This is a genomic window from Providencia sp. PROV130 (assembly GCF_028482225.1).
Classification (GTDB): domain Bacteria; phylum Pseudomonadota; class Gammaproteobacteria; order Enterobacterales; family Enterobacteriaceae; genus Providencia; species Providencia rettgeri.
Genome location: NZ_JAMPQC010000005.1, coordinates 129,989 through 152,454, shown reverse-complemented (window position 1 = coordinate 152,454; position 22,466 = coordinate 129,989). Strand labels below are relative to the sequence as shown.

The 22,466-nt window shown below is 40.8% G+C and carries 22 protein-coding genes; 1 reads left to right on the top strand and 21 read right to left on the bottom strand.

The annotated features are described in order from the left end of the window. The 21 genes from PSF28_RS04615 to PSF28_RS04515 form a co-directional block, all read right to left on the bottom strand. Window positions 1-528, bottom strand: coding sequence for a fimbrial protein (locus tag PSF28_RS04615; protein WP_272684713.1), 528 nt, complete (start codon window positions 526-528; stop codon window positions 1-3). Continuing rightward, window positions 521-871 (bottom strand): hypothetical protein, encoded by a 351-nt coding sequence (locus PSF28_RS04610; RefSeq protein WP_210838553.1) that lies wholly within the window; start codon window positions 869-871, stop codon window positions 521-523. Before PSF28_RS04610 ends, PSF28_RS04615 begins: the two co-directional genes overlap by 8 nt. A 28-nt stretch (window positions 872-899) precedes the next feature. Further along, window positions 900-1,628 carry a fimbria/pilus periplasmic chaperone gene (locus PSF28_RS04605; protein WP_272684712.1) on the bottom strand — a complete coding sequence of 243 codons (729 nt, stop codon included), beginning with the start codon at window positions 1,626-1,628 and terminating at the stop codon, window positions 900-902. Window positions 1,629-1,641: 13 nt separating this feature from the next. Then, window positions 1,642-4,131 (bottom strand): fimbria/pilus outer membrane usher protein, encoded by a 2,490-nt coding sequence (locus tag PSF28_RS04600; RefSeq protein ID WP_210838550.1) that lies wholly within the window; start codon window positions 4,129-4,131, stop codon window positions 1,642-1,644. Between the two features lie 34 nt (window positions 4,132-4,165). Continuing rightward, window positions 4,166-4,735 carry a fimbrial protein gene (locus PSF28_RS04595; RefSeq protein ID WP_272684711.1) on the bottom strand — a complete coding sequence of 190 codons (570 nt, stop codon included), beginning with the start codon at window positions 4,733-4,735 and terminating at the stop codon, window positions 4,166-4,168. A gap of 42 nt (window positions 4,736-4,777) precedes the next feature. Then, entirely contained in the window at window positions 4,778-5,329 is a 552-nt protein-coding gene (locus PSF28_RS04590; protein WP_210836944.1) for a fimbrial protein, read from the bottom strand. A 401-nt stretch (window positions 5,330-5,730) separates the two neighbouring features. Then, window positions 5,731-6,213: a FidL-like protein gene (locus tag PSF28_RS04585; protein ID WP_210836943.1), complete on the bottom strand. Its 483-nt coding sequence runs from the start codon at window positions 6,211-6,213 to the stop codon at window positions 5,731-5,733. Beyond that, window positions 6,203-7,021: a winged helix-turn-helix domain-containing protein gene (locus PSF28_RS04580; protein WP_210836942.1), complete on the bottom strand. Its 819-nt coding sequence runs from the start codon at window positions 7,019-7,021 to the stop codon at window positions 6,203-6,205. The genes PSF28_RS04585 and PSF28_RS04580 overlap by 11 nt, the downstream gene beginning before the upstream one ends. A 365-nt stretch (window positions 7,022-7,386) precedes the next feature. Then, the gene (gene hpaC / locus PSF28_RS04575) at window positions 7,387-7,905 is read right to left on the bottom strand and encodes a 4-hydroxyphenylacetate 3-monooxygenase, reductase component (protein WP_210836940.1); all 519 of its coding nucleotides are present in this window, start codon (window positions 7,903-7,905) and stop codon (window positions 7,387-7,389) included. Between the two features lie 19 nt (window positions 7,906-7,924). Beyond that, window positions 7,925-9,487, bottom strand: a complete 1,563-nt coding sequence (gene hpaB / locus PSF28_RS04570) for a 4-hydroxyphenylacetate 3-monooxygenase, oxygenase component (RefSeq protein WP_004914324.1) — start codon at window positions 9,485-9,487, stop codon at window positions 7,925-7,927. 522 nt (window positions 9,488-10,009) lie between these two features. Then, window positions 10,010-10,900: a 4-hydroxyphenylacetate catabolism regulatory protein HpaA gene (gene hpaA, locus PSF28_RS04565; protein WP_272684710.1), complete on the bottom strand. Its 891-nt coding sequence runs from the start codon at window positions 10,898-10,900 to the stop codon at window positions 10,010-10,012. A 171-nt stretch (window positions 10,901-11,071) separates the two neighbouring features. Continuing rightward, the gene (gene hpaX, locus PSF28_RS04560) at window positions 11,072-12,439 is read right to left on the bottom strand and encodes a 4-hydroxyphenylacetate permease (RefSeq protein ID WP_004914317.1); all 1,368 of its coding nucleotides are present in this window, start codon (window positions 12,437-12,439) and stop codon (window positions 11,072-11,074) included. Between the two features lie 159 nt (window positions 12,440-12,598). Further along, window positions 12,599-13,405: a 4-hydroxy-2-oxoheptanedioate aldolase gene (gene hpaI / locus PSF28_RS04555; RefSeq protein WP_272684709.1), complete on the bottom strand. Its 807-nt coding sequence runs from the start codon at window positions 13,403-13,405 to the stop codon at window positions 12,599-12,601. A gap of 10 nt (window positions 13,406-13,415) precedes the next feature. After that, window positions 13,416-14,219: a 2-oxo-hept-4-ene-1,7-dioate hydratase gene (gene hpaH, locus PSF28_RS04550; protein WP_004914311.1), complete on the bottom strand. Its 804-nt coding sequence runs from the start codon at window positions 14,217-14,219 to the stop codon at window positions 13,416-13,418. Between the two features lie 192 nt (window positions 14,220-14,411). After that, window positions 14,412-15,875 (bottom strand): NAD-dependent succinate-semialdehyde dehydrogenase, encoded by a 1,464-nt coding sequence (locus PSF28_RS04545; RefSeq protein WP_210836934.1) that lies wholly within the window; start codon window positions 15,873-15,875, stop codon window positions 14,412-14,414. Further along, window positions 15,872-17,098 (bottom strand): Bcr/CflA family multidrug efflux MFS transporter, encoded by a 1,227-nt coding sequence (locus PSF28_RS04540; RefSeq protein WP_210836933.1) that lies wholly within the window; start codon window positions 17,096-17,098, stop codon window positions 15,872-15,874. Before PSF28_RS04540 ends, PSF28_RS04545 begins: the two co-directional genes overlap by 4 nt. A 55-nt stretch (window positions 17,099-17,153) precedes the next feature. Further along, entirely contained in the window at window positions 17,154-17,537 is a 384-nt protein-coding gene (locus tag PSF28_RS04535) for a 5-carboxymethyl-2-hydroxymuconate Delta-isomerase (protein ID WP_004914298.1), read from the bottom strand. A gap of 9 nt (window positions 17,538-17,546) precedes the next feature. Then, complete coding sequence (gene hpaD / locus PSF28_RS04530) at window positions 17,547-18,428, bottom strand: 3,4-dihydroxyphenylacetate 2,3-dioxygenase (protein ID WP_210836932.1); 882 nt, start codon at window positions 18,426-18,428, stop codon at window positions 17,547-17,549. Window positions 18,429-18,702: 274 nt separating this feature from the next. After that, window positions 18,703-20,169, bottom strand: a complete 1,467-nt coding sequence (gene hpaE / locus PSF28_RS04525; RefSeq protein WP_004905295.1) for a 5-carboxymethyl-2-hydroxymuconate semialdehyde dehydrogenase — start codon at window positions 20,167-20,169, stop codon at window positions 18,703-18,705. Then, complete coding sequence (locus PSF28_RS04520; protein ID WP_210836931.1) at window positions 20,169-20,948, bottom strand: fumarylacetoacetate hydrolase family protein; 780 nt, start codon at window positions 20,946-20,948, stop codon at window positions 20,169-20,171. Before PSF28_RS04520 ends, hpaE begins: the two co-directional genes overlap by 1 nt. Then, complete coding sequence (locus tag PSF28_RS04515) at window positions 20,948-21,577, bottom strand: fumarylacetoacetate hydrolase family protein (protein WP_196718539.1); 630 nt, start codon at window positions 21,575-21,577, stop codon at window positions 20,948-20,950. Before PSF28_RS04515 ends, PSF28_RS04520 begins: the two co-directional genes overlap by 1 nt. Window positions 21,578-22,007: 430 nt before the next feature. Between PSF28_RS04515 and hpaR the strand changes: the two genes are divergently transcribed. Beyond that, window positions 22,008-22,463, top strand: coding sequence for a homoprotocatechuate degradation operon regulator HpaR (gene hpaR / locus PSF28_RS04510; RefSeq protein ID WP_210836930.1), 456 nt, complete (start codon window positions 22,008-22,010; stop codon window positions 22,461-22,463). Window positions 22,464-22,466: the final 3 nt, after the last annotated feature.

Below are 22,466 nucleotides of genomic sequence, written 5' to 3'. Positions count from 1 at the left end.
TTATTGATAATCAAGATTAAAAGTAACAGTTGAGGAAAACCCCCCTGTTTTTAAACGAGTACTAAAGGGTTTTTGAGCATAAACACCAAATAAAAGTGTATTAACGGATCCTTTACCTGATTCAGTAACTGTGCTGACATCAATTGTTGTATTAAGCGCCAGTTCTTTACCACGACTATCAGTCAGAGCTAATAAAACATTAGATTCACCTGTGGTTTTTAAATAATTAATACCATTATGTGTTTCAATATTTTGGGTGTTTAACGTTATTTTGATCGTTTTATTCAAAGCCATTGCAGAACAGTCCATGATATCCAATTTAAATGGCTGCATATCTGAACGTTCTAATGTTTCGATTGAAGAAAAACGTAGCCCAGAAAGATATATTTTTTTTTGTGTATCATCATCACTCAGTCGACAGCCAAGCGGCACTAGCACACCCTCAAAGTAAACGGTTAGGCTATTGGCAAAGCTGGTATTCCATGTTAGGAATAAAAAGCTAAATAATAATGTTGAGTATCTAGTCATAATTTATCTCCACACGTTGCATCTTATTACTAGCAGGAATAGAGAATAAAATGGTGTTATTGCGTAGTGGTTGTGTTAGCACATATTGGTTATTGCCTAATTTCAGTGTAAACGGTACCCAAGCTTGCTTTTGTATTGACTTGCTACAATGAGAAAAATGCATTTCCACGCTATAGGTTGCTGCAATTAAAGTACTTTCATTTAATTTTAATGAGATATTAGGTAGACAAGGAGCAGTAACAATACGCGCATTGACATATATTGTGCCTGTTGTCACAGGCACAGCAGATTCAGCAAAAATAGGTATAGCAAAAGCCCATAGTGCTAGGTAATTCAATTTCATTGTTCTGCTCCTATCTATTTTTTACTCATTATTCCGTCACACTGCACTTTGAAGCTTGGCATTTGAAAGCAAGTGAAGGCTTTCCACCATAATCATTGATATATGTAAGATAAGGTGTTGAAAATTTGGAGGATTTAATCGTTTGATTAGATTTTGGCGGTACCATAACCGCGTCAAAATCACTTTCTTCAGATTGTTTTTGGTTGTTCCCTAAACCAATTACAGTTAAATAAAATGGTGTTGGATTATTTAATGTATAGCCCGATGATGTTGTTGTTAATGTTATATGTTTCGTCCAATCTGTTTTGCTTTGTGCAACAATGTTTTCAGGGCGATAAAATAGTTTTACACGGCTCTGTAATGCAATTTGCAACACACCCGCTTCTGATGATTTAGGCGGGATTTCACGCAGGTTGTAATAAAACAGGGATTCCCTGTCTTGCGGTAACTTTGCAATGTCAGGTGCGGTGCTTAGGCGAACTAGGCTAGTTGATTTGGGCTCCATGCGCTGAATCGGCGGAGTGGCAATAATAGGGCCTGTTTCCAATTTTTGTTCTAACGCATTTTCCAGCCACGACTGGGCTAAATAAGGTAGCTCAGGGTTATCATTACGGATCGTAATATTAATAGACGACTGATTTCCATCGAAAATTATACGAGTACGATCAAGTGTAACCGCGGCATTCGTAACAGAAATTACGCTCATAGTCAGCGTGAATACGCTAGTAAGTAATAAAAAAGGGGAATTCAATTTCATCTTAGTTCTCTTATTAACGGCAAATAATAGTTGGGTAAATCTCCTGAGGATTAATCACGTCAGGCACACGGGCACTACACTGGTGTTTATTTCCCCAATAGAGATTGAGTAAGTCTTTAGGTTGGATACCAACAATCCACGTAATACCTTGTTCACCAACAATTCCGAGTTCAATATTGTTGCTATTACGTACACTAGCGCCAAAAGGTGGATAAGTGTCATCAGCCAGCTTTAAGCGAGCAAACGTTTTTTCACCTTGAATAACGTTGAGGCGACGATATCCGATTGCTCCACGAGTCAAAGTCGCATCGGTGACAGTCTCTAATGCTTCAACATCTTTTGGTAATTTACTGGTATTAATAGATGCACTGGTTTTCCGATAACTACTCACATTTGGCAATACAGCGAGTCCAAAGTGATTAGTTTGATAAACGCCACCACTCAGAGGAACGTTAGCTGCTCCAGGTGTTTCTACAACGAGTCGAGTACCGCCATAAGCGGCTTGGTGCATGGCAATACCTTCTTTAATTAAGGTAATCCCACCATTAATTGATCCCCCAACACTGTGATATTCGTTCGGGACATAACTTGCGTTTCCTGAAATGGAGGCATAAGGAAGATTTTGGTTTAAATAACCACTAAAGCTGGTTTGGTCATCCTGATGGCTTCCTGTTTGATAACCGACATTTAAGTTATAATTGCGCTGCTCACTATATCCGCTATAGCCGATATTATGTGTTGAGCTGTGTTGGCCATTTTGGTTGCGGGTATAACCTTCAGAAAAGCTGACGCTACTTCCTTGACTTAAAGGAATAGTGAAATATAAGCTGATCGCATCATCTTGATATCCTGCTCTTTTTGAACGAGTTGCAGACGCTGTCAGGTTAATATTTTTTAGCCCAATAGCCGCCCAATTTAAAAGAGTACTTAGGTATAAGCTGTATTGTTCTTCTGTTTCACTATTCCAATAAGTATTATATTGATAGTTTCCACCCAATGAGAAATCATCAAAATATTTATTAATATTAACTTGATAGCTTTCTTTTTGAGCTTGGCTTTCATTACCAGTACGTCGTTCATCCAACGTTTGTTGTAAAGAGCGATAGGTTTCATCAGAGAAACGATACCCTGCGAATGTAATGTCAGTTCTGGCTTCATCAAATGATTTTGAATAACTAAGTCGATAACTTCGGCCAGTTAATGTTTTATCAAGCAATTGAGCATGTGACTGAGTCGCATCGAACGAAAGGCTACCGAATGAAAACAGGTCACGGCCAAAGCCAGCTGAAAATGCCTGATAATTTTTTGATAAAACGGATCCCCCATAGATAGACCAAAGGTTATTTAACCCGTAAGAGAGTTCTCCCGACGCAGTTAAATCACCTTCGAGCTGGCGGCCATTAAAACGTGGTTTACCCGCTGCAAATTTATAGCGGATTTGCCCTGGTCTCGTTAAATAGGGTAATGCTGCAGTGGTAATGCTAAATTGTTGCTCTTCACCATTTTCTTCTCGCACAGTCACATCTAATGTTCCACGAATGGAGCTATCTAGTGTCTGGATACGAAAAGGGCCAGCAGGTACGGTTGTTTCTAAAACTATACGGTTATGGCTTTTGACAATAACAGTGGCATTAGTTTGAGCAATACCAATAATTTCTGGTGCATAACCCGTTAATTTAGGGGGCATCATATTTTCATCGGTTTCAAGAGATACCCCGGTGTACTGCCAAGAATCAAAAATAGCAGAATAAAAGTAGTTCTCACCTAACGTTAAAATAGATGCAATAGATTTTATTGAGCGATATGCAAATAATCGGCTAAATGTGGCATCACTATATTGGTTTTCGAAACTTCCTGTCGATTTTCGGTAGTTTGCTTGGTAATCACCGCGTAAACGCCATGCACCAAAGTTAAGCCCTGTTGTTCCGTTAGCAGAAAGGTACGATTCTCGTGAACCTGAATTCCGACGCGTTAAAGAACCTGTTAGGTTGTAATCTAATAAAAATCCATTTACACCTTCTTCCCAACGTGAAGGAGGAACCCAACTTGGATCGGTATATTCTAAATAGCTTTGTGGAATTAAAATGGATAGCGTTAATGTCGATAAATCTACATTTAATGAAGCACCTTCAAGCGGAGATAAATCAAGGCATTTACCCTCATCACGATATTTAATTAATTTAATTGCGTCTGGAGTAAGCCCTAAACGATCAAGAATATTAACGGGAACACAAACGGTATCGAATAAATTATTGTTTTGGGATTGTGGCGCTATCACAGTGATATCTTGCGCACTACCCATACTCTCATTATTGACTTTGAGGGTTAAATGATAAATACCAGGCATGATAAATCCAGCCTGAGAAAATTGGCTAAAGTCAATATTTTGAGTGTCTTCCGTATCTAACATATCGGTATTAAATTCGACAGCATAGGCTAACGAAGAGATTGACGATACAAAAGAAGTCACAATGATGTAAGAGTAAATATTAAATTTAACCATGATTTTTTCATCAAATTAATTATGAGTTTATTTACTAATCGTAAGTAACGTTGAATTTAATTGTGGTAAAGTAATCGCCAGGTGTAATTTCGTTATTACTTGCACCCAATTCTGTTTCATATTTTAAAAAGCTCTCTTTACTTTTTTTATCAAAATAAACGTAGTTATTAGAAATAGAATAGAGCTTATTTGGCATTAATAAATTATTGTTAATATCGTATATATATAGAACAACCCCAGGCTTAGGGCCTGATAGTTTTATTGCATTAGAATACGTATCTTGTGGTGCAAAAAAACGAATTTTAATACCTTTATGATTACTGCTGTCATATTCACTAATACAGTTATTTAATTTTATATAGAAAGGTTTTCGCATTAATTTTTCATCTTCTATATTATCTATACTATAGTTAGAAATATAATCATAATTTATATATTGATATTGACTATCAGTTTCAATTGAACAAGGTGCCGCAACGATATAACCTTGCATTACTGTTTCACCTCGAAGACCATCTTGAATATGTCCAAGGTTAGAGCTAGTCGCATTAGAGTTAATCGAGTTAAATAATAAGGCAATCCATAGATAAGTATTTTTTTTCATAATGAGCCTTTTATGGGGAGAGAATTCTCTCCCCTAAAAAAATTACTCGTATGTGATTTTAAAATCAGCAATAGAACTAAATTCACCTTCGGTAACGGGTGTTGCACCATCAACACGTTTAGCTAATGCAGTAAATTCTAAAACGTTTTCACCTTGTTTATTACGAATTTGGTTCATAACAGATTTGGCTTCATCAAATTTGAAATCTTTGATTTGAATACCGATATTTGAAGCTGTACCAGTAGTACCTAAGAATTCTTTATCAGTACCGACATAGTTTTTACCACCAAAGGTAATTTTAATATCTTTAACAGCAACCCACTTACCTTCAGTGTCTTTGCTAAACTCATCAAAATTACATTCTTTTAATTTAATTGCGATATCTTTCTCTGCTGCATTACCTGCTTCTAAAGATGCACGAGAAAGTTGACCGAATGGAACTTCTTGTTTTGTGCTCTCTGATTCAATATTACATGGAGCATTAACAACTTGACCGCTGAAATGTAATTCACCGCTATTACCACTAGCAAAGATAGAAGTTGAAATAGCAGAAGTAGCGAATAAAACAGCAATAGAAAGTTTATTTAATTTCATATCTTACATCCTTAAAAATAAGTAAATATTTGATCCCTAGTAAGCCTTTATATAAGTACTGGCATAGGAATAAAGTTCAGTATCCATCAATGGATTTTCAAATGTCCTAATCACAGAACGCTTAACATAATCGTTTTTAGCGTGGGTCATTTCGACGGGAGAAATCTTATCCTTCTCAGGTGTAAAGTGGAATAAAATTCTTTAATTTTAATTAAATTCAAAGTTATAGTTTGGTATTTAGTTTTTTTTAATGTCTATTAATGTTTTTATGCTAATTTAATTTGCTATGAAATGTTTAATGTTTGTGCTTTTAAGGTGTTTTAAGGTTGAAGATGTTTAGAAATAAAAAAAATGCATCAAAATATCAATATTTGATGCATTTTTTGTGGTTTTTTTTGAATTTACAGAGTGCAAATAAAAAGTGGGGAGAAATTTTCTTCAAAAATATAACTTGTATCGGTTAATTTTTTTATTTTTAAAAAATAAAGTTGATTCATTTCAGGTACTCCTCGAATATTGATTTTTCCTTGAGCCTGATCACCTGGGTCTATAAATATATTGTCAACACGTAAAAAAAAATGGTCGCCTAAGTATTCATGTTTCATCAGAAATTTTCGTGAAATAGTATAGTTTTTACCATTTTCATTAATGCTTCCATTCATGATGAACGTATGTTGGTCAGGTTTGTTTTCATTAGGAATAACACTTAGTAGGTAAAATCCTTTTAAGGTAGAACGATGGTCAGAGATATTTATTTTTAAAGTTGTCTGACAATCGGGAATAACAGGGGTATTAATTATATGATGAACATATAAGCTAATAAAAACCAAAATTATAGAGATAATGGACAAGAAAAGCATTCTTAGTGATAATTTATTTGACATAAAAATTCTCACAGCTCACAGTTGCGCTCTCTTTCGGTACTGTTGGGCAATAGGACAAAAATAGGAAATTGTCATATAAATTTTTATCATTCGCGACGATACCAACATTATAATAAAAAACAGTTGCTGGCTTTTTACAATCAAGGTTTAATTTCGTGAGTTCATTTTGAATTGTCGCAAAGCTGATGGTTGTTGTATCGGGTTTATGGTAACTATTAATGTAGCGGATACTGCATTGATCGATACGACCAACTTCAGGATATTCTGTTCGGTTTGCAAAGAAATAACTTTTAAATAGGTATAATAAGCAAAAAATAATGAGTCCAATAAGTGAAATTTCAACATACCGGTTATTCAGCATGTAGTTTTTTTTATTTTCGCTTGCTTGGGGGGGAGTCCCTTCGGGTACTTTTGATGAAGAACCTAGTTCAACCTCAGTAGTAAGCAATTCTTTGTCATTATTATCCTTTATTTCCTCACGCTCATTCTCAATTTTCAGGTCAGCAGAAAACTTAATCCCAACTTTAGGTACTGTTGTGATAATTTCTTCATCAGAAAAGGAAGATAAATGGCGTCGTAGTACAGACACACTACTATTCAGGTTATTATCAGAGACGACTTGGTTATGTTCCTCCCAAACCCTGCGTAATATTGTTTCTCGGTCAACGATATCATGGTTGTTTTGCACTAAGACTAATAACAAGCGATTTAGCGTGGTCGTTAGCTTTAAGGCATCATTAATATCGTCGGTATATAACAGCCCCTGATGACTGTCATAATTAATATGATTATTAATCAAATAGTTCATTTTTAGATTGATTGTATTTATAGGAAAAATATTTATATTATTTGAGTTTATACCTGTTATTTATGTTATGTCAATTAAGCATATTTAGTGTAATTCTAAAAATCGTTAAAAATCAGATGGTTGATTTTTGGTTTACGCATGTTATGTTTAAAGGTGGGAGGCTAAAGGAGTATTTGTTTTTTTCAGAAAAACACTATCCTTTAAAAATTATACGAAATAACTAATAATTTATATGCGTAAAAAATTTCAGACTGAAACATTTTATGAGGAGTAAGTCTGTTGCTAGCTATTATTTTGACTAAACGATGAGATATAAAAAAATAGCCTCAAATATAAGAGGCTATTTAATATAAATACTTTACCAATTAAGCGGTTGGCTCAAGTATTTGGTGCATAACAGGATGGAATTTACGTTTAAAGTAAACGAGACCATGCCCTGTATCGTTAACAATGATTTGTTTCATTTCAACCATGTAGACAGAGTGCGTACCAATATCTTGCACTTGTGTAATTTCACCTTCTAAATTAGCAAGAGAACCTTTTAGTTGAGGTTGTTGTAAGAGACCTTTTTCCCACACATTCCAGCTAAAACGCTCTTCCATTGTGGAACCTTTCATCCCAGCAAAATGGCACGCTAACTCTTCCTGATCATGGCTCAGTACGTTCACGCACAGGCGGCCATTCTTTTGAAAAACCGCATTCATTGCACTGTTGCGGTTGACACAGACCATCAAAGTGGGTGGCGTATCTGTAACTGAACAGACTGCGGTGGCTGTAATTCCACAGCGACCTTCAGCCCCATCCGTGGTGACGATATTGACTGCTGCACCAAGACTTGCCATCGCATCTCTGAAACGCAGGCGATGTTCATTTTCTAAAGACATTTTGACCTCCTGCTGCCGATTATTTCAGCAGCGAATCTAACTGATTAATATCATTGTTGTTATGCAGGTGTGGACGTTTCCATCCATGTTGATCGTAATCTGATAAGCAGCGATCAACCATATCCGTCATGGCTTTCATATTGCCAGAACCTTGTGCATGACGCAGACATTGCAGACGAATTTCGTCTTGGCTTCCTGCATAGTTAATTTCATACAGTTCATGGCGCCCACCAAACTCACTACCAATCGCATCCCACATTAATTTAAGGATCTTGATGCGTTCAACGTGATCCATTCCGTTCGAACCGCGAACATATTTCGCTAAATACTTATCAATTTCTGGATTATTCATATCACGAACGCTTGATGGCAGATAAATCAAACCACTTGTTACGTTACTTTCAATGATATTCTTGATTTTGGTGTAAGCCATTGGTGCCATAACTCGATAAGTTTGGATAGCTTGGGTATCCGGTAAGAATGCACCGCCTTCCCAGGCTTTGGCTTCAGAAGTCATTGCGTCAGTCAAGGACCAGAACAGGTTACGCCACGCAACCACTTCACCTAAATCTGCTTGTACACCACGGAAATCAATAACACCTGTACATTCTAAACTTTTTTGTAACAATCCGGTAATGAAGTCTAATTTAACCGCTAAGCGGACACAAGCTTGTAATGGGAATAAACGTGCGAACCCACCTTGGACAGCCCAATTACGTGCACGGTCAAAGTCACGGTAGATCAGGACGTTTTCCCATGGAATTAACACGTGATCCATCACCAAGATGGCATCATTTTCATCGAAGCGGCTTGAAAGCGGATAATCAAATGGTGCGCCTGTTGCGCCAGCCACTAATTCATAAGATGCACGTGAGATTAATTTCACACCGTCTGCGTCCATTGGGGCAACAAACATCAGGGCAAAATCAGGGTTATTTCCCATTACTTGTGCAGAGCCAAAACCAATAAAGTTATAGTGTGTTAATGCGGAGTTGGTCGCAACGACTTTAGCACCACTGACGATAATCCCTGCATCTGTTTCTTTTTCGAGTTTGATATAAACATCTTTCACTTCATCAGCGGGCTTATGACGATCAATCGGTGGGTTAACGATCGCATGGTTAAAGTACAGACCGCTTTCTTGAATACGTTTGTACCAATTGCGCGCGTTATCTGCAAATTGGCCATAATATTCAGGGTTCGCACCTAAACAGCTGGCGAATGCCGCCTTATAGTCTGGAGTGCGTCCCATCCATCCGTAGCTCTGGCGTGACCAATCTGCGATGGCATCACGCTGTTGGCGTAATTCTTCTGGGCTGGTTGCGAAACGGAAGAATTTGTGAGTGTATCCACCGTTACCTGTGTCGGTGTTCCAGCAAAGCTGGTCATGAGTCGTTTTATCATGAAGCGCATCATATAACTGTCCTATTGAAGCTGCGGAGTTACGAAAAGCTGGATGAGTAGTGACATCTTTCACACGCTCGCCATAAATATAGATTTCACGGCCATCTTGTAGGCTTTTTAAGTATTCTTGGCTATTAAAGGGGCGTTTAGCATCTGAACGAAAATCTTCTGGTTTCATGTCTACCTCGTTATCTCACAATGAGGGCTTGCATTGATAGGGTATAAAGGTTGCAAGCGAATATGTTAATTTTATGTTTGTTTTGTGTTTCTTAATTGAATCGCTTTACGAGGGAGTTTTAAAGAGATTTTCTAAAGGTTCACTGGTACTTTTCGTTGAAAGTTATTCTTTATGAAAGAAATGTGATCACTTCGATGTTTTGATATTAATATAATACTTAAAATTATATATAAGATATTGATTATTATTTAATAATAAAACTATTTCTATATTAACATTAAATATATTTTTGTTTTAAATTGTTCTTTTTTTAATCGTTGTGTTCACTTTTGGTTAAGCATTGTTGGTATTTTTACAAAGTTAAAACTAAATTTATAAAATATCAAAAATGTTTTTAAAATGTAACGTAATTTGAGAGCTTAACAGTTTATCGAGATAGACTAGAAGAGGATTTGCTATACAGCTAAGGAGCTATTGATGATTTTTTCTCAGAAATAAGAATAAAATCACTAAGGCTCCTTATTAATGAAGGTTTTGTTCTCGCCATAGGCTAGGAGAGCATCCGACTAATCGGTTAAAAAACCGAGCAAAATAGGCGGGGTCTTTGAAACCGAGCTGGTAGGCAATCTCTGAAACAGGGCTATCGGAAAACAGTAACATCCGCTTCGCTTCTCGCAATATTCTGTCAAAAATTAACCTTTTCGGTGGCCGGTTAGCGAACCGCCGGCACATATCTTTAAGGCGTGACTCTGTGACATCAAGTTTTTTGGCATATTCAGGCACTGCGAGGTGTTCATGATAGTGTAAGTCAATAAGCTGATTAAACCGCTGGAATAGGCGGTGTTCGCCTCTAACCCCTGTTGTTGGGTGCTCATCAAGTGGAATAGAGCGCAGTAGAAAAGTAAATAGCGCTTGGGCTAAAGAGGCAAGAACTTGGTCTTTTCCTGTATGGTTATAAGCCGATTCACGAGCCATTAATGCCCAGTAATGGTTAAAAGTATCGATATCATCAGGCTTATCGGCAACAGATAAACAAATAGCAGGAATATCGACCAAATCTGGATTGGCAGGGTACAGTGAGCCAAGAAGCGGAGTGATCAGGTCTTGCCGTACGGTGAGTACGTGGCCGTCAGTGTCTTCTTGAGTGAAAAATGCATGTGCAACCGAAGGGGGCGTAAGAATAAACAGCGGGGCTTGAACAGAATAGCGTGACTCATCGAGCTGCAAAGTAATATGGCCAGTAACCAAATAGTGCAACTGAAAGAAACCATCATGGCGATGAGCTTGCATGTCGCGACCAAAGAAGGCGGCCATGTTGCCAAAGGTTTGGTAGTGGACGTCGTCGGTGCCTTGGGTTTCGTCGTAGTCTGTACTGATGTCTATATTGGTAATTAAAGTTGAGTTACCCTTCATTCTTCGGCTCGCAGCGTTGTTGGCCTCACAAGCCAACCCTAGTCACATACTTCAGTATGCTCCTAGGGATTAACTTGCTTGCCGCCTAGCTGCAAGCCAAATTATTTTGGGTAACACCCTTTAATAATTATTTGCAGCGTAAGTTATTAAAACATTTAAAACATCAAAACATTAAGGTGTTGCTCTTGGTCTTGAGTTTTTCATTGGGATAGCAATAACTAACAGCGCGCCGACCACCAGCAGGCCAGCCACAAAATACAGGCCTGAGTTAAAGCTACCGGTTTGGTCTTTTAGCCAACCAATTAACAGTGGACTGACGGCAGAACCTATATTACCTGTTGCGTTGATAACAGCAATACCGATAGCACGAGCACGTAGACTGATTGATTGGTCTGGCGTTGTCCAGAACACAGCCATCGCAGTAAATGAACCTGTTGATGCCATGATGATACCAATTAATTGGATTACTGGATGGCTAGTCATCGCCGCGAGCACCCACCCCGCTGCCGCAAATAAGTACGGTAAGGCGGTGTGCATTTTCCGTTCTTGTAACCGGTCAGAGCGGCGGCTCCAGTAGATCATCCCAAGGATAGTACAAAATTGTGGGATGGCAGTTAGCAGCCCAATCATGGCATTACTACTGCCTTGGTTGAAGCTTTGCATAATCTGCGGAGTCCAAATATTGATGGCACTTAATGTATTGGTTAAACAGAAGTAGGCCACGGTATACATCAGAATGACTGGAGTAAAAATTTCTTTCCATAAGCTTTTATTTTGCATTGCTGTGTGACTTTTTGAACCATGAGGCTGCACAAGCTCTAGTTGGTCCTGGTCCATCATTTCTTGCAATGTGTCTTTATCTTCTTGGGTCAGCCATTTGGCTTTCTTTGGTGAATCATCCAAATAGAACCAAACCAACACACCGAGGATCACGGATGGGAAACCTTCTAATAGGAACAGCCACTGCCAGCCTTTTAGATTTAAAATGCCATCCATGCCTAAAATATAACCAGAAGCTAATGAACCGAATGCCATGGTGACTGGCATTGCAATCATAAATAAGGCATTAGCACGGGCACGGAAATAGGCAGGGAACCAGTAAGTTAAATAAACTAAAATCCCCGGTAAGAAGCCTGCTTCAGCGATACCCACTAACATCCGTAGGACGTATAAACTGGTTGGCCCTGTGGCAAACATGGTGGCTGTAGAAGCGATACCCCAAAGTACCATGATGGTGGCTATCCAGCGGCGAGCACCAACGATTCCTAACATGATGTTACTTGGAATACCAAAAATCACATAAGTGGCATAGAACAGGGTGGCCGCTAAGCCGAACATGGTGGAAGTTAGGCCGATATCTTTCCCCATAGTTAGACCCGCAAAGCCGATATTAATACGGTCTAAGAAAGAAAAAACAAACAGCACAAATAAAAATACAATGAGACGTTTAAATAGTTTATTAATCACCCGCTGCTGCGGTTCGGTTAAATTTTTATGTTGTTCAGCAGGGTTAGTGCTTGCAAGTTGTTGATTACTCATATTGTAGGGCCCTCAATTCTTTCTTTTGCAGATTATTATAGGTACAAGGGACTAGTAGGCAGTCATGGTGTGGTCTGCCCTATATTGCGATATTGATTTTTTATCTAAATAAGTTATTTGTCTGTAGGGTTAAAATTAACTTATTTAGAGATAGCTTTATTAATAAACACTGGGTGCACTCGAGGTCACCTCTGAAACCGTTTTACCAAACTTTGCTGCTAGCGCTTCTGCGGTACGTGCCAGTAGCGTGGTATCGACCCCGACGGCAACAAATAGTGCGCCGAGTTTAAGATAATGTTCAGCAACATCTGGGGCTGCCATTAAAATACCGGGTGCCAAACCGGCCTCACGAATTTGTACAATCGCTTTTTCTATCGCGGCTTTGACTTCTGGGTGGTTAGGGTTCCCTGAAAAGCCCATATCTGCACTAAGATCCGCAGGGCCGATAAACACGCCATCGACACCTTCAACTTTTAAGATCTCAGGAAGATTATTCATGGCTTCACGGGTTTCAACCTGTACTATCACGCACATTTCATCATTGGCACGAGTTAAATAATTAGGTACTCGGTTCCAGCGAGAAGCGCGAGCTAAAGCACTGCCGACACCACGGATCCCTGCGGGTGGATAACGCGTTGCACGTACCGCTTGCTTGGCTTGTTCTGCATTTTGCACCATTGGCAACAACAACGTTTGTGCGCCAATATCTAGCAATTGCTTAATGATCACTGGATCATTCCATGGCGGACGAACGACGGGTTGTGACGGGTAAGGGGCAATAGCTTGTAATTGAGATAAGGTCGTTTGCACATTATTCGGTGCATGTTCACCATCAATTAATAACCAGTCGAAGCCTGCACCGGCAAGTAATTCAGCACTATATGGGCTGCATAGACCAAGCCATAATCCGATTTGCGGTTGGCCACTTTTTAGTGTTTTTTTAAATTTATTTTCTAAAATATCCATGCCATTTTCCTTACACGAAGCGGCAGCTAATTGAACCCATATTGCCGTAATCAACGTGAAACACATCACCTTTACGAGCAGGGACAGGGCGTGTAAATGAGCCACCTAAAATAATTTGGCCCGGCTCAAGTTGCACATTATGCGGTGCTAATTTGTTCGCTAGCCATGCCACACCATTCGCTGGGTGGTTGAGTACAGCAGCTGCAACGCCAGATTCTTCAATGACACCATTGCGATAGAGTAGGGCGCTAATCCAGCGCATATCCAAATCGCGTGGCTTGATTGGTCTGCCACCTAAAATTACTGCGCCATTTGCTGCGTTATCTGAAATGGTATCGAACACTTTGCGTGGGCGATTGGTTTCAGGGTCAACGTTGTGGCAACGTGCATCAATTAGCTCAAGTGCTGGGATCACATAATCAGTTGCGTTATACACATCAAAGATGGTGCAGTTTGGCCCGCGTAATGGCTTTGCGAGTACGAAAGCTAATTCAACTTCAATGCGTGGCACGATAAAGCGGTCTGTTGGAATATCACAGCCGTCATCAAAAAACATATCGTCAAGAAGCGCGCCGTAATCAGGTTCATCAATCTGTGAACTGGCTTGCATTGCTTTAGACGTCAGCCCAATTTTATGGCCTTTTAACACGCGTCCTTCAGCAATTTTCACGCCAACCCACTCTTTTTGAATAGCATAAGCATCGTCGATCGTCATTTCTGGGTGATCGAGTGAGATCTGACGAATTTGCTCACGTGATTTTTCAGCCTGATTTAGGCGCTGTGCGATTTGCGATATGACATCTTTTTGTAACATCTTATTTTCCTTTTGCACCTCAGCTCGTCATACTTCGAGCTATAACTGCGTTAGCTTCACGATAGGCTTGCGCCTATCCCCTAGTCACACGGGTATGCGCCTAAGGGATTAGTCTCATTTACTGCCTTGTTCTAACTTGAATTATTTAGAGCTAAGATTTTAAAAGCGAAGACCGCCAGCTAATGTGTCTTTCTAATTGGAAAGACCACCAAAGCAGAGGTATTTCACTTCCAAATAATCTTCAATTCCGTAGCGTGAACCTTCACGCCCCAGACCCGATTGCTTAATACCACCAAATGGGGCTACTTCGTTTGAAATAATGCCTTCATTGATACCCACCATGCCGCTTTCTAATGCCTCTGCAACACGGTAGATACGCCCGATATCTTTTGAATAGAAATAAGATGCCAAGCCAAATTCAGTATCATTTGCCAGAGCAATTGCTTCTTGCTCATCACGGAATTTAAATAATGGCGCCAATGGACCGAACGTTTCTTCTTTTGCAACCTTCATGGACTCAGTCACACCCGTGATCACGGTGGGTTCAAAGAATAAACCGCCTAATTGGGCAGCTTTACCCCCCGCAATCACTTTTGCACCGTGTGAAACGGCATCTGCAATATGTTCAGTGACTTTATCGACCGCGGCTTGGTTAATTAGAGGGCCTTGTTGAGAGTCCGCTTGTGTGGCTGGTCCGATTTTCAGTTCATTCACCGCTTTTGCCAAACGAGCTGCAAATTCATCGTAAACCCCTTCTTGGACTAAAATACGGTTAGCACACACACAAGTTTGCCCGCTATTACGGAATTTAGCCGCTAATGCACCTTGTACTGCTGCATCTAAATCAGCATCATCAAACACGATAAATGGCGCGTTACCACCGAGTTCCAGAGACATCTTTTTCACCGTATTGGCACACTGTTCCATCAGCAACTTACCGACTCGCGTTGAACCCGTGAATGTGAGTTTGCGAACAATTGGGCTGGAAGTCATAACGCCACCAATAGCTTTAGCATCCGTACCTGGAACAATGTTAAACACGCCAGCAGGAATGCCAGCTTCTTCCCCTAACGCTGCCAATGCTAATGCTGATAATGGCGTTTCTGCCGCAGGTTTTAATACCATCGTACAACCAGCTGCAAGCGCAGGGCCGACTTTGCGAGTGATCATGGCATTTGGGAAGTTCCATGGCGTGATAGCCGCAACCACACCCACGGGCTGTTTTATCGTCACCAGACGACGTCCCGGCAGAGGTGATGGAATGGTTTCCCCATACACTCGTTTACCTTCTTCAGCAAACCACTCAATAAAGCTGGCGCCGTAGGCAATTTCTCCCATCGATTCAGTGATCGACTTACCTTGCTCAGCACTGAGTAATTCGGCCAATTCCTTTTGGTTATCCATCATTAAACGGAACCATTTGTTTAAAATTTGGCTGCGCTCTTTGGCGGTTTTAGCACGCCATGCCGGCAGGGCTTTTTCTGCGGCTTCGATAGCTTGTTGAGTTTCTAAAGCACCGACATTGCTGACGTTAGCGATAACTTGGTTATTGGCTGGATTAGTGACCTCAAACACACTTTTATTTTGGGCATCAACCCATTGGCCGTTGATATAAGCTTGTTGGCGAAATAATGTAGAATTGGTATTTATGCTCATTTTTCGTTGTTCTCCGAAGACACTGATTGGACTTGTGGGCGGATATTTTTAGCTGATAGCTGTTGGCTAGCAAAACTTAACCCGGCACAAAGCGCCATAACAAGTGCCATAGCGAATGGGGATTCATCTTGTAATACAGAAACTGCAACGCTGGCGACAGCCGCTAAGGCAAACTGAATAGAAATGGCAAGTGCACTGGCACTTCCTGCAATTTTCCCGCGATGTTGCAGTAATAGTGACAAACTGTTGGTGCCGATAGCATTGACCATCGATAAGAACAGTACGACTAGAATAACAATTATGGGCAAACTTTGTTGGTAAAATATGAGTAACAGCAGACCAAACGCTAATTGAAACCCACTTTGCATAGTCAGTATGCGCGTTAAACTATAGGTTTTTAGTAGTTTAACGTTCAACAACAGCATGACAATCATCCCCAAGATGTTACAGCCGAACAGCAAACCATAATGTTGTTCAGAAACACCGAAATAATTGATGTACACAAACGGTGAACCACTGATAAAGGCAAACATACCGGCAAAGGAGAAGGCCATGGTGCCAATAATACTCAGTGCTTCTCGGTCTGTGAGCACCTGTGCATAATTCTTGAAAGCGACACAAAGTATATTTTCAGAACCGCGCTGGTGGGTTAACGTTTCAGGGAGCAAGCAAAAAATTGCACACACCGAAGCCAAGCCAATCACTGCCAGCAAATAGAAAATTACTTGCCACTGAAAATGAACGAGTAAAAAACCACCTAATAGCGGTGCCAGTAATGGTGCTATCATGGTCACAAGTGTCATTAATGATAGTACTTTAGGTAACTCATGAGCAGGGTAAACATCTCTAGCGATAGCCCTTGCCATGACAATGGCCGCTCCACTGCCAAAAGCTTGCAGCGCTCGGAATACAATTAAAGTATTTGCATTGGTGGCTTGGGCGCACAACAAACTGGCGACAGTAAAAATGGCAAGGCCACTTAACAACATTTTCCGCCGACCAAGAAGGTCACTTAGTGGGCCATAAAACAGCATTCCAATGCAGAATCCGGCAAAAAAGGCGCCAAGAGTGTACTGCATTTGCCCTTGAGTAGCGTGTAACGCAATACCCATTTGAGGGAGGGCAGGAAGGTACATATCGATAGACAATGGACCGAATGCCACTAATGACCCCAGTAATGGGATCAAATAGTGCGGTATGTGTTTATCGAAATTTTTAACCATCTTGCCCTCTCAATAAAACGATAAATAAAGATTTAAACCATTAACCTTTAAACTGTTAACCCTTAAATAAGGCATGAACATTGTTCTGCTTATAATTTAAAACAGGATCAAGCTCTTCCATGGTAAAAGACAATGCGAGGTAGCGTTTTGCCATCAAATCGGCAAAATGTTTTTTGATCAGCTCAAAAATCATTTCTCCCGTTTTTTGCCTATCTTCAAGAGAACGCCCAGCACCTATCTTCAACGTCATATGGACAAAAGCATAATCGTGCTTGCCATCGGCCATTTGCCAAGTATCCAGCCAAATAGCACGGCTACGAATGCCACCTAATGGGAAGATACCGGTTCCCGCGAGGGCTTCATTCACTTTGGCGAAGAGCTCAGGTAGCTGAGCGTCATCACGAATGTTTTCTGTACATTCTGCATAAAAATGAGGCATAACAACTCCTTACGCAGTGGTAGCTTGTTTGTCAGTAATATAACTCGGCAGTGGGAATACGGCGTTTAATTGCCCTGTTCCAGAGCTTGCGAACAAGTCAGTTAAAATTTCCACTTTTTCGTCGTATTTATCCCAACCTAACATACCTAGCAGCATTACGGTGTCGTGCATATGGCCTTCGCCATAACAGTAGTCGGCATACTCAGGTAACATTTTGCAGAATTCTTCAAAACGTCCTTCGCGCCAAAGTTTGACGACGCGTTTGTCCATTTGCTCATCAAATTCACGTGTGTAGCTGTTCATGCCATCTTCAGCACGTTGGTCATCAATAAAGCGGTGAGATAATGAACCACTTGCTAGTACCGCCACAGTGCCATCGTATTTTTCAATCGCAGTCAGTACGGCTTCGCCTAATTTACGGCTGTCTTCAAAACTGTGTGAAGTACAGAAGGCTGAAATTGAGATGACTTTAAAGTGACGATCGCTATTCATATAGCGCATAGGGACTAATGTGGCGTATTCGAGGGTTAAGCTTGGAATTTCATGGGCTTGGGCACGAACACCTAATTTACGTGCTTCCTCACCGATCATTTGGCCCAATACGGAGTTCCCATCATATTCATATTCCATATCACGAATAAAATGTGGAAGCTCATTACTGGTATAAATACCTTTGAAGTGGTCAGCACAGTTAATGTGATAGGCGCTGTTAACTAACCAGTGTGTATCAAAAACAATAATAGTATCAACGCCCAATTCACGGCAGCGGCGACTGATTTCTTTGTGCCCATCGATAGCGGCTTGGCGACATCCAAAGTTTTTACCTGGTAGTTCTGATAGGTACATGGATGGGACGTGTGTTATTTTTGCAGCGAGTGCCAACTTACCCATATTTATATCCTTACCCGTCATTCTTCAAGCTGTAGCGTTGTTGACTGCTCGCGCTAACCCTAGTCACATACTCATGTATGCTCCTAGGGATTAGCTTGTTTGTCGCCTAGCTACAACTCGAATTATTTAGGGTAAGACAGCGAGTTTACCTAAGTTGTAGCTCTTCTAACGACTTGAAGTGACTTGGTTTATCAGTTTTAACGATGCTGAGTATCAATATAATTCAGCGGAAAGTGCTGGAATATAAGGTTTCCAGCACAGAGTGTTGTAAAGCTTACACACCCCAACGAGGGATGTTGTGGTCTCCGTAGGAGATACAGACGTTCTTCATTTCTGCGAAGACTTCGAAGCTGTACTCGCCACCTTCACGGCCTACACCCGAAGCTTTTACGCCACCGAAAGGCTGGCGCAGGTCACGTACGTTTTGTGTATTAACAAACACCATGCCTGCTTCGATACTGCGTGATAAACGTAAAATCTTGCTGACATCTTGTGTCCAAATATACGAAGCAAGACCGTACTCAATATCATTTGCCATGCGTAAACCGTCTTCTTCAGATTTAAACGGAATTAAACAAGCAACAGGCCCAAAGATCTCTTCTTGGGCGACACGCATGCGGTTATCGACATCAGCCAGTACGGTAGGACGCAAGAAATTACCACCTTTGAGGTGATCAGGTAGATCAGTCGGTTTGTCTGGGCCACCCGCTAACAAGGTTGCGCCTTCTTCCATACCTAAGCGAATATAACCTGATACTTTGTTCCAATGCTGCTGGCTGATCAATGCACCCACTTGGGTTTTGGGATCGTTCGGGTCACCGACGATCAGGCGATTTGCCCGCTCAGCAAAGCGTTTAACAAACTCAGGGTAGATGCTCTCTTGAATGAAAATACGTGAGCCAGCCGTACAGCGTTCACCATTAATGGAGAAAATAGTAAACAGAGCAGCGTCTAGTGCACGCTCAATATCGGCATCTTCAAACACCAACACAGGTGATTTACCACCTAATTCCATGGAATACTTTTTCAAGCCTGCATTTTGCATAATGGTGCGGCCAGTGGCTGTGCCTCCAGTAAAGGAAACCGCACGGACATCATGATGTTTGACTAAAGCATCTCCCGCAGTGCTACCGTAGCCTTGAACCACGTTCAAAACACCTGCGGGAATACCTGCTTCCAGCGCCAGTTCACCAAGGCGGTTCGCTGATAATGGAGATAATTCAGACATTTTCAGAACTGCAGTATTACCCAGTGCTAAACAAGGGGCGGTTTTCCATGTGGCGGTCATAAATGGCACGTTCCATGGGGAAATCAGCGCACAGACACCCACAGGTTGAACCAAGGTGTAGTTCATCATCTTGTCATCAACAGGGTATGTACGGCCGTTCATTTGCTGGCAAATCTCGGCGAAGAATTCAAAGTTATGTGAAGCACGTGGGATCAACACGTTTTTAGTTTGGTGAATAGGTAAACCAGTATCTTTGGTTTCCATTTCCGCGATTTGCGGGACGTTTTCGTCGATCAATTCACCAAGGCGACGCATTAAGCGAGCGCGCTCTTTCATTGGGGTATTGGCCCACTTTGGAAAAGCGTCTTTCGCTGCGGCAACGGCTTGGTTGATTTCATCTTGTCCACCCGCGGCAACTTCTGCTAATACTTCGCCTGTTGCAGGGTTGGTGGTTTCGAAATAGTCTTTGCTAGCAACGTTTTTACCGTTGATCCAATGATTAATCTTAGTCATTACACACGTTCCTCATAGTCTTTTTCGCTGATAATGGTGTTGACCAGTCGGCCAACGCCTTCAACTTCAACAATGACTTCGTCGCCCGGTACTACGTCAGACAGCCCTTTTGGCGTCCCTGTAGCAATCATGTCTCCCGGTTGCAGTGTCATAAAGTCACTGAGGTAAGCAATTAAAAAGGGAATATCGAAAATCAGATCGGCAGTGGACCCTTTTTGGCGCAATTCACCATTTACATAGGTGTACAAAGCCAAATTATGCGGATCTTTAATGGCATCTTTATCGACAATCCAAGGGCCAATCGGCGTTAAAGTATCACGACTCTTAACACGTAAATTTGGGCGATAATAGTTCTCTAAATAGTCACGGATCGCATAGTCATTACACACGGTGTAACCTGCGACATAGTCCATGGCATCTTCTCTTGAGACCTTGTGAGCTGTTTTGCCAATCACCACCACTAATTCAGACTCATAATGCATATATTCCACATTATCAGGACGAACAGAAACTTGGCGATGACCCGTTAAACTGCTTTCCGCTTTTAAGAAAATTAAAGGCTCTTCAGGTGGCTTAAATTCTAATTCGGCAGCGTGGTCGGCATAGTTCAGGCCTAGGGCAAACAAGGTTCCTTGCGCAGGAGGTAACCATTCAACATCAGGAGAATCACCCGCGATCACGTCCCCATTAGGTAACGTGATGGCTTCGTTATCACCGACGGTGACGGAATATTCAGTGCCTTTAAAAAGGATTTTGGCGCGTTTTGTAATCGTAGACATTATTTTCCTCCTGCTGCCACAACGGTATTTTTCAGGCTAGGAAAGCCTTCCGCTTGGATAACCACTTCGTCTCCGGGTTTGATGGTGACACGTTGTTGTGGTGTGCCGAGCAGGATCACGTCCCCTTGCTTTAAGGTGGCGAAGTCACTTAATGCAGCAACTAACTCACTCGCATCACGGATCAGATCTTTTGTTGACCAGCGATCCACTTCTTTACCATTTACTAGGGTGATGATATCGACAGGAGTATTTAGCGAAGTTGCAACCATTTCACCAATTGGGCAGAAAGTATCACGGCATTTTGCTTTAATGGCAGGGCGATAGAAGGTGTCTTCTGGCAAGCTCACTTCATTTGCCAGCGCAAATCCAGCAATAAACTGATGTGCATCTGTCTTACTGACTTTACGTGCATTTTTACCGATCACCAAAGCAAGCGTAGCGCCACTTTGCACTTCTTCACCAGCGGGATGCAAAATTTTTTCGCCTGAATTGATACGCGTATTACGCGGCTTAATAAACCACACTGGGGTTTTTGGTGGGGTTTTATAAGGGGCTTGCTGGAATGCCTCAAGCCAGTGGCTAAGCTGGCTTTGATGATTGAGGGCAACGGCAAATACAGTGCCTTTCATTGACAACTCCTTAATGAAAAGAATTCAACTTTCGAGTAATTATTAATATATTAATAAAGTATAATTTTGAAATTAGCAATAGGTTTATAGAAATGTTAATTTTAATTGTGATCTCATTAACATAATTAAGTTGTCTTTTTGTAAGGCTATGTTATAAAAGAAATTATTATTTTTTCAATTTTTTTTGATTTACAAAAAATTAACTTAAAAGTGAGTTTTTAAATTATTTACTCATTAATATTTTAGGGTTTTTCTTTGAGATTGTTATTTGACCGTGCTACTCTTAAATAAGGCAAACTGGTGATGTGAAAGCTCATAGTTATGGTATGTGATTTCATCAAAGTACAGGGCCAACAAAGCGAAATGGCAACTGCCATAAAATGCCAAAATTGGGTTAAGTAACGTTAATTAAGTGGTGAGTTTTAATCTTATGCATGAATCATTGACAATTGCATTATTGCAGGCAAGAGAAACCGCAATGGGTTTTTTCCGGCCGATATTAAAGTCGTATAATTTGACTGAACAGCAATGGCGTATCATTCGAGTTTTAGCTGATAAGCGTTCAATTGATTTTCATGAATTATCAGTTCAAACCTGTATTCTGCGCCCAAGTTTAACGGGGATCCTAACCCGTATGGAGCGCGAAGGTTTAATTTTCCGCTTAAAACCGTTGAATGACCAACGTAAATTATATGTCTCTTTGACACCTGTAGGGCAAGAGCTGTATGACAAAGCACGGCAGGAAGTGGAAGAAGGTTATCAAAAAATAGAGCTAGCATTTTCACCAGAGAAAATGCAGCAATTAACCGCGTTATTGGATGAATTAATCGCTTTAGAGAGCCCTGATTATAGTAATATCGCTGCTGATAAGAGAAAGAGCGCCTAAATT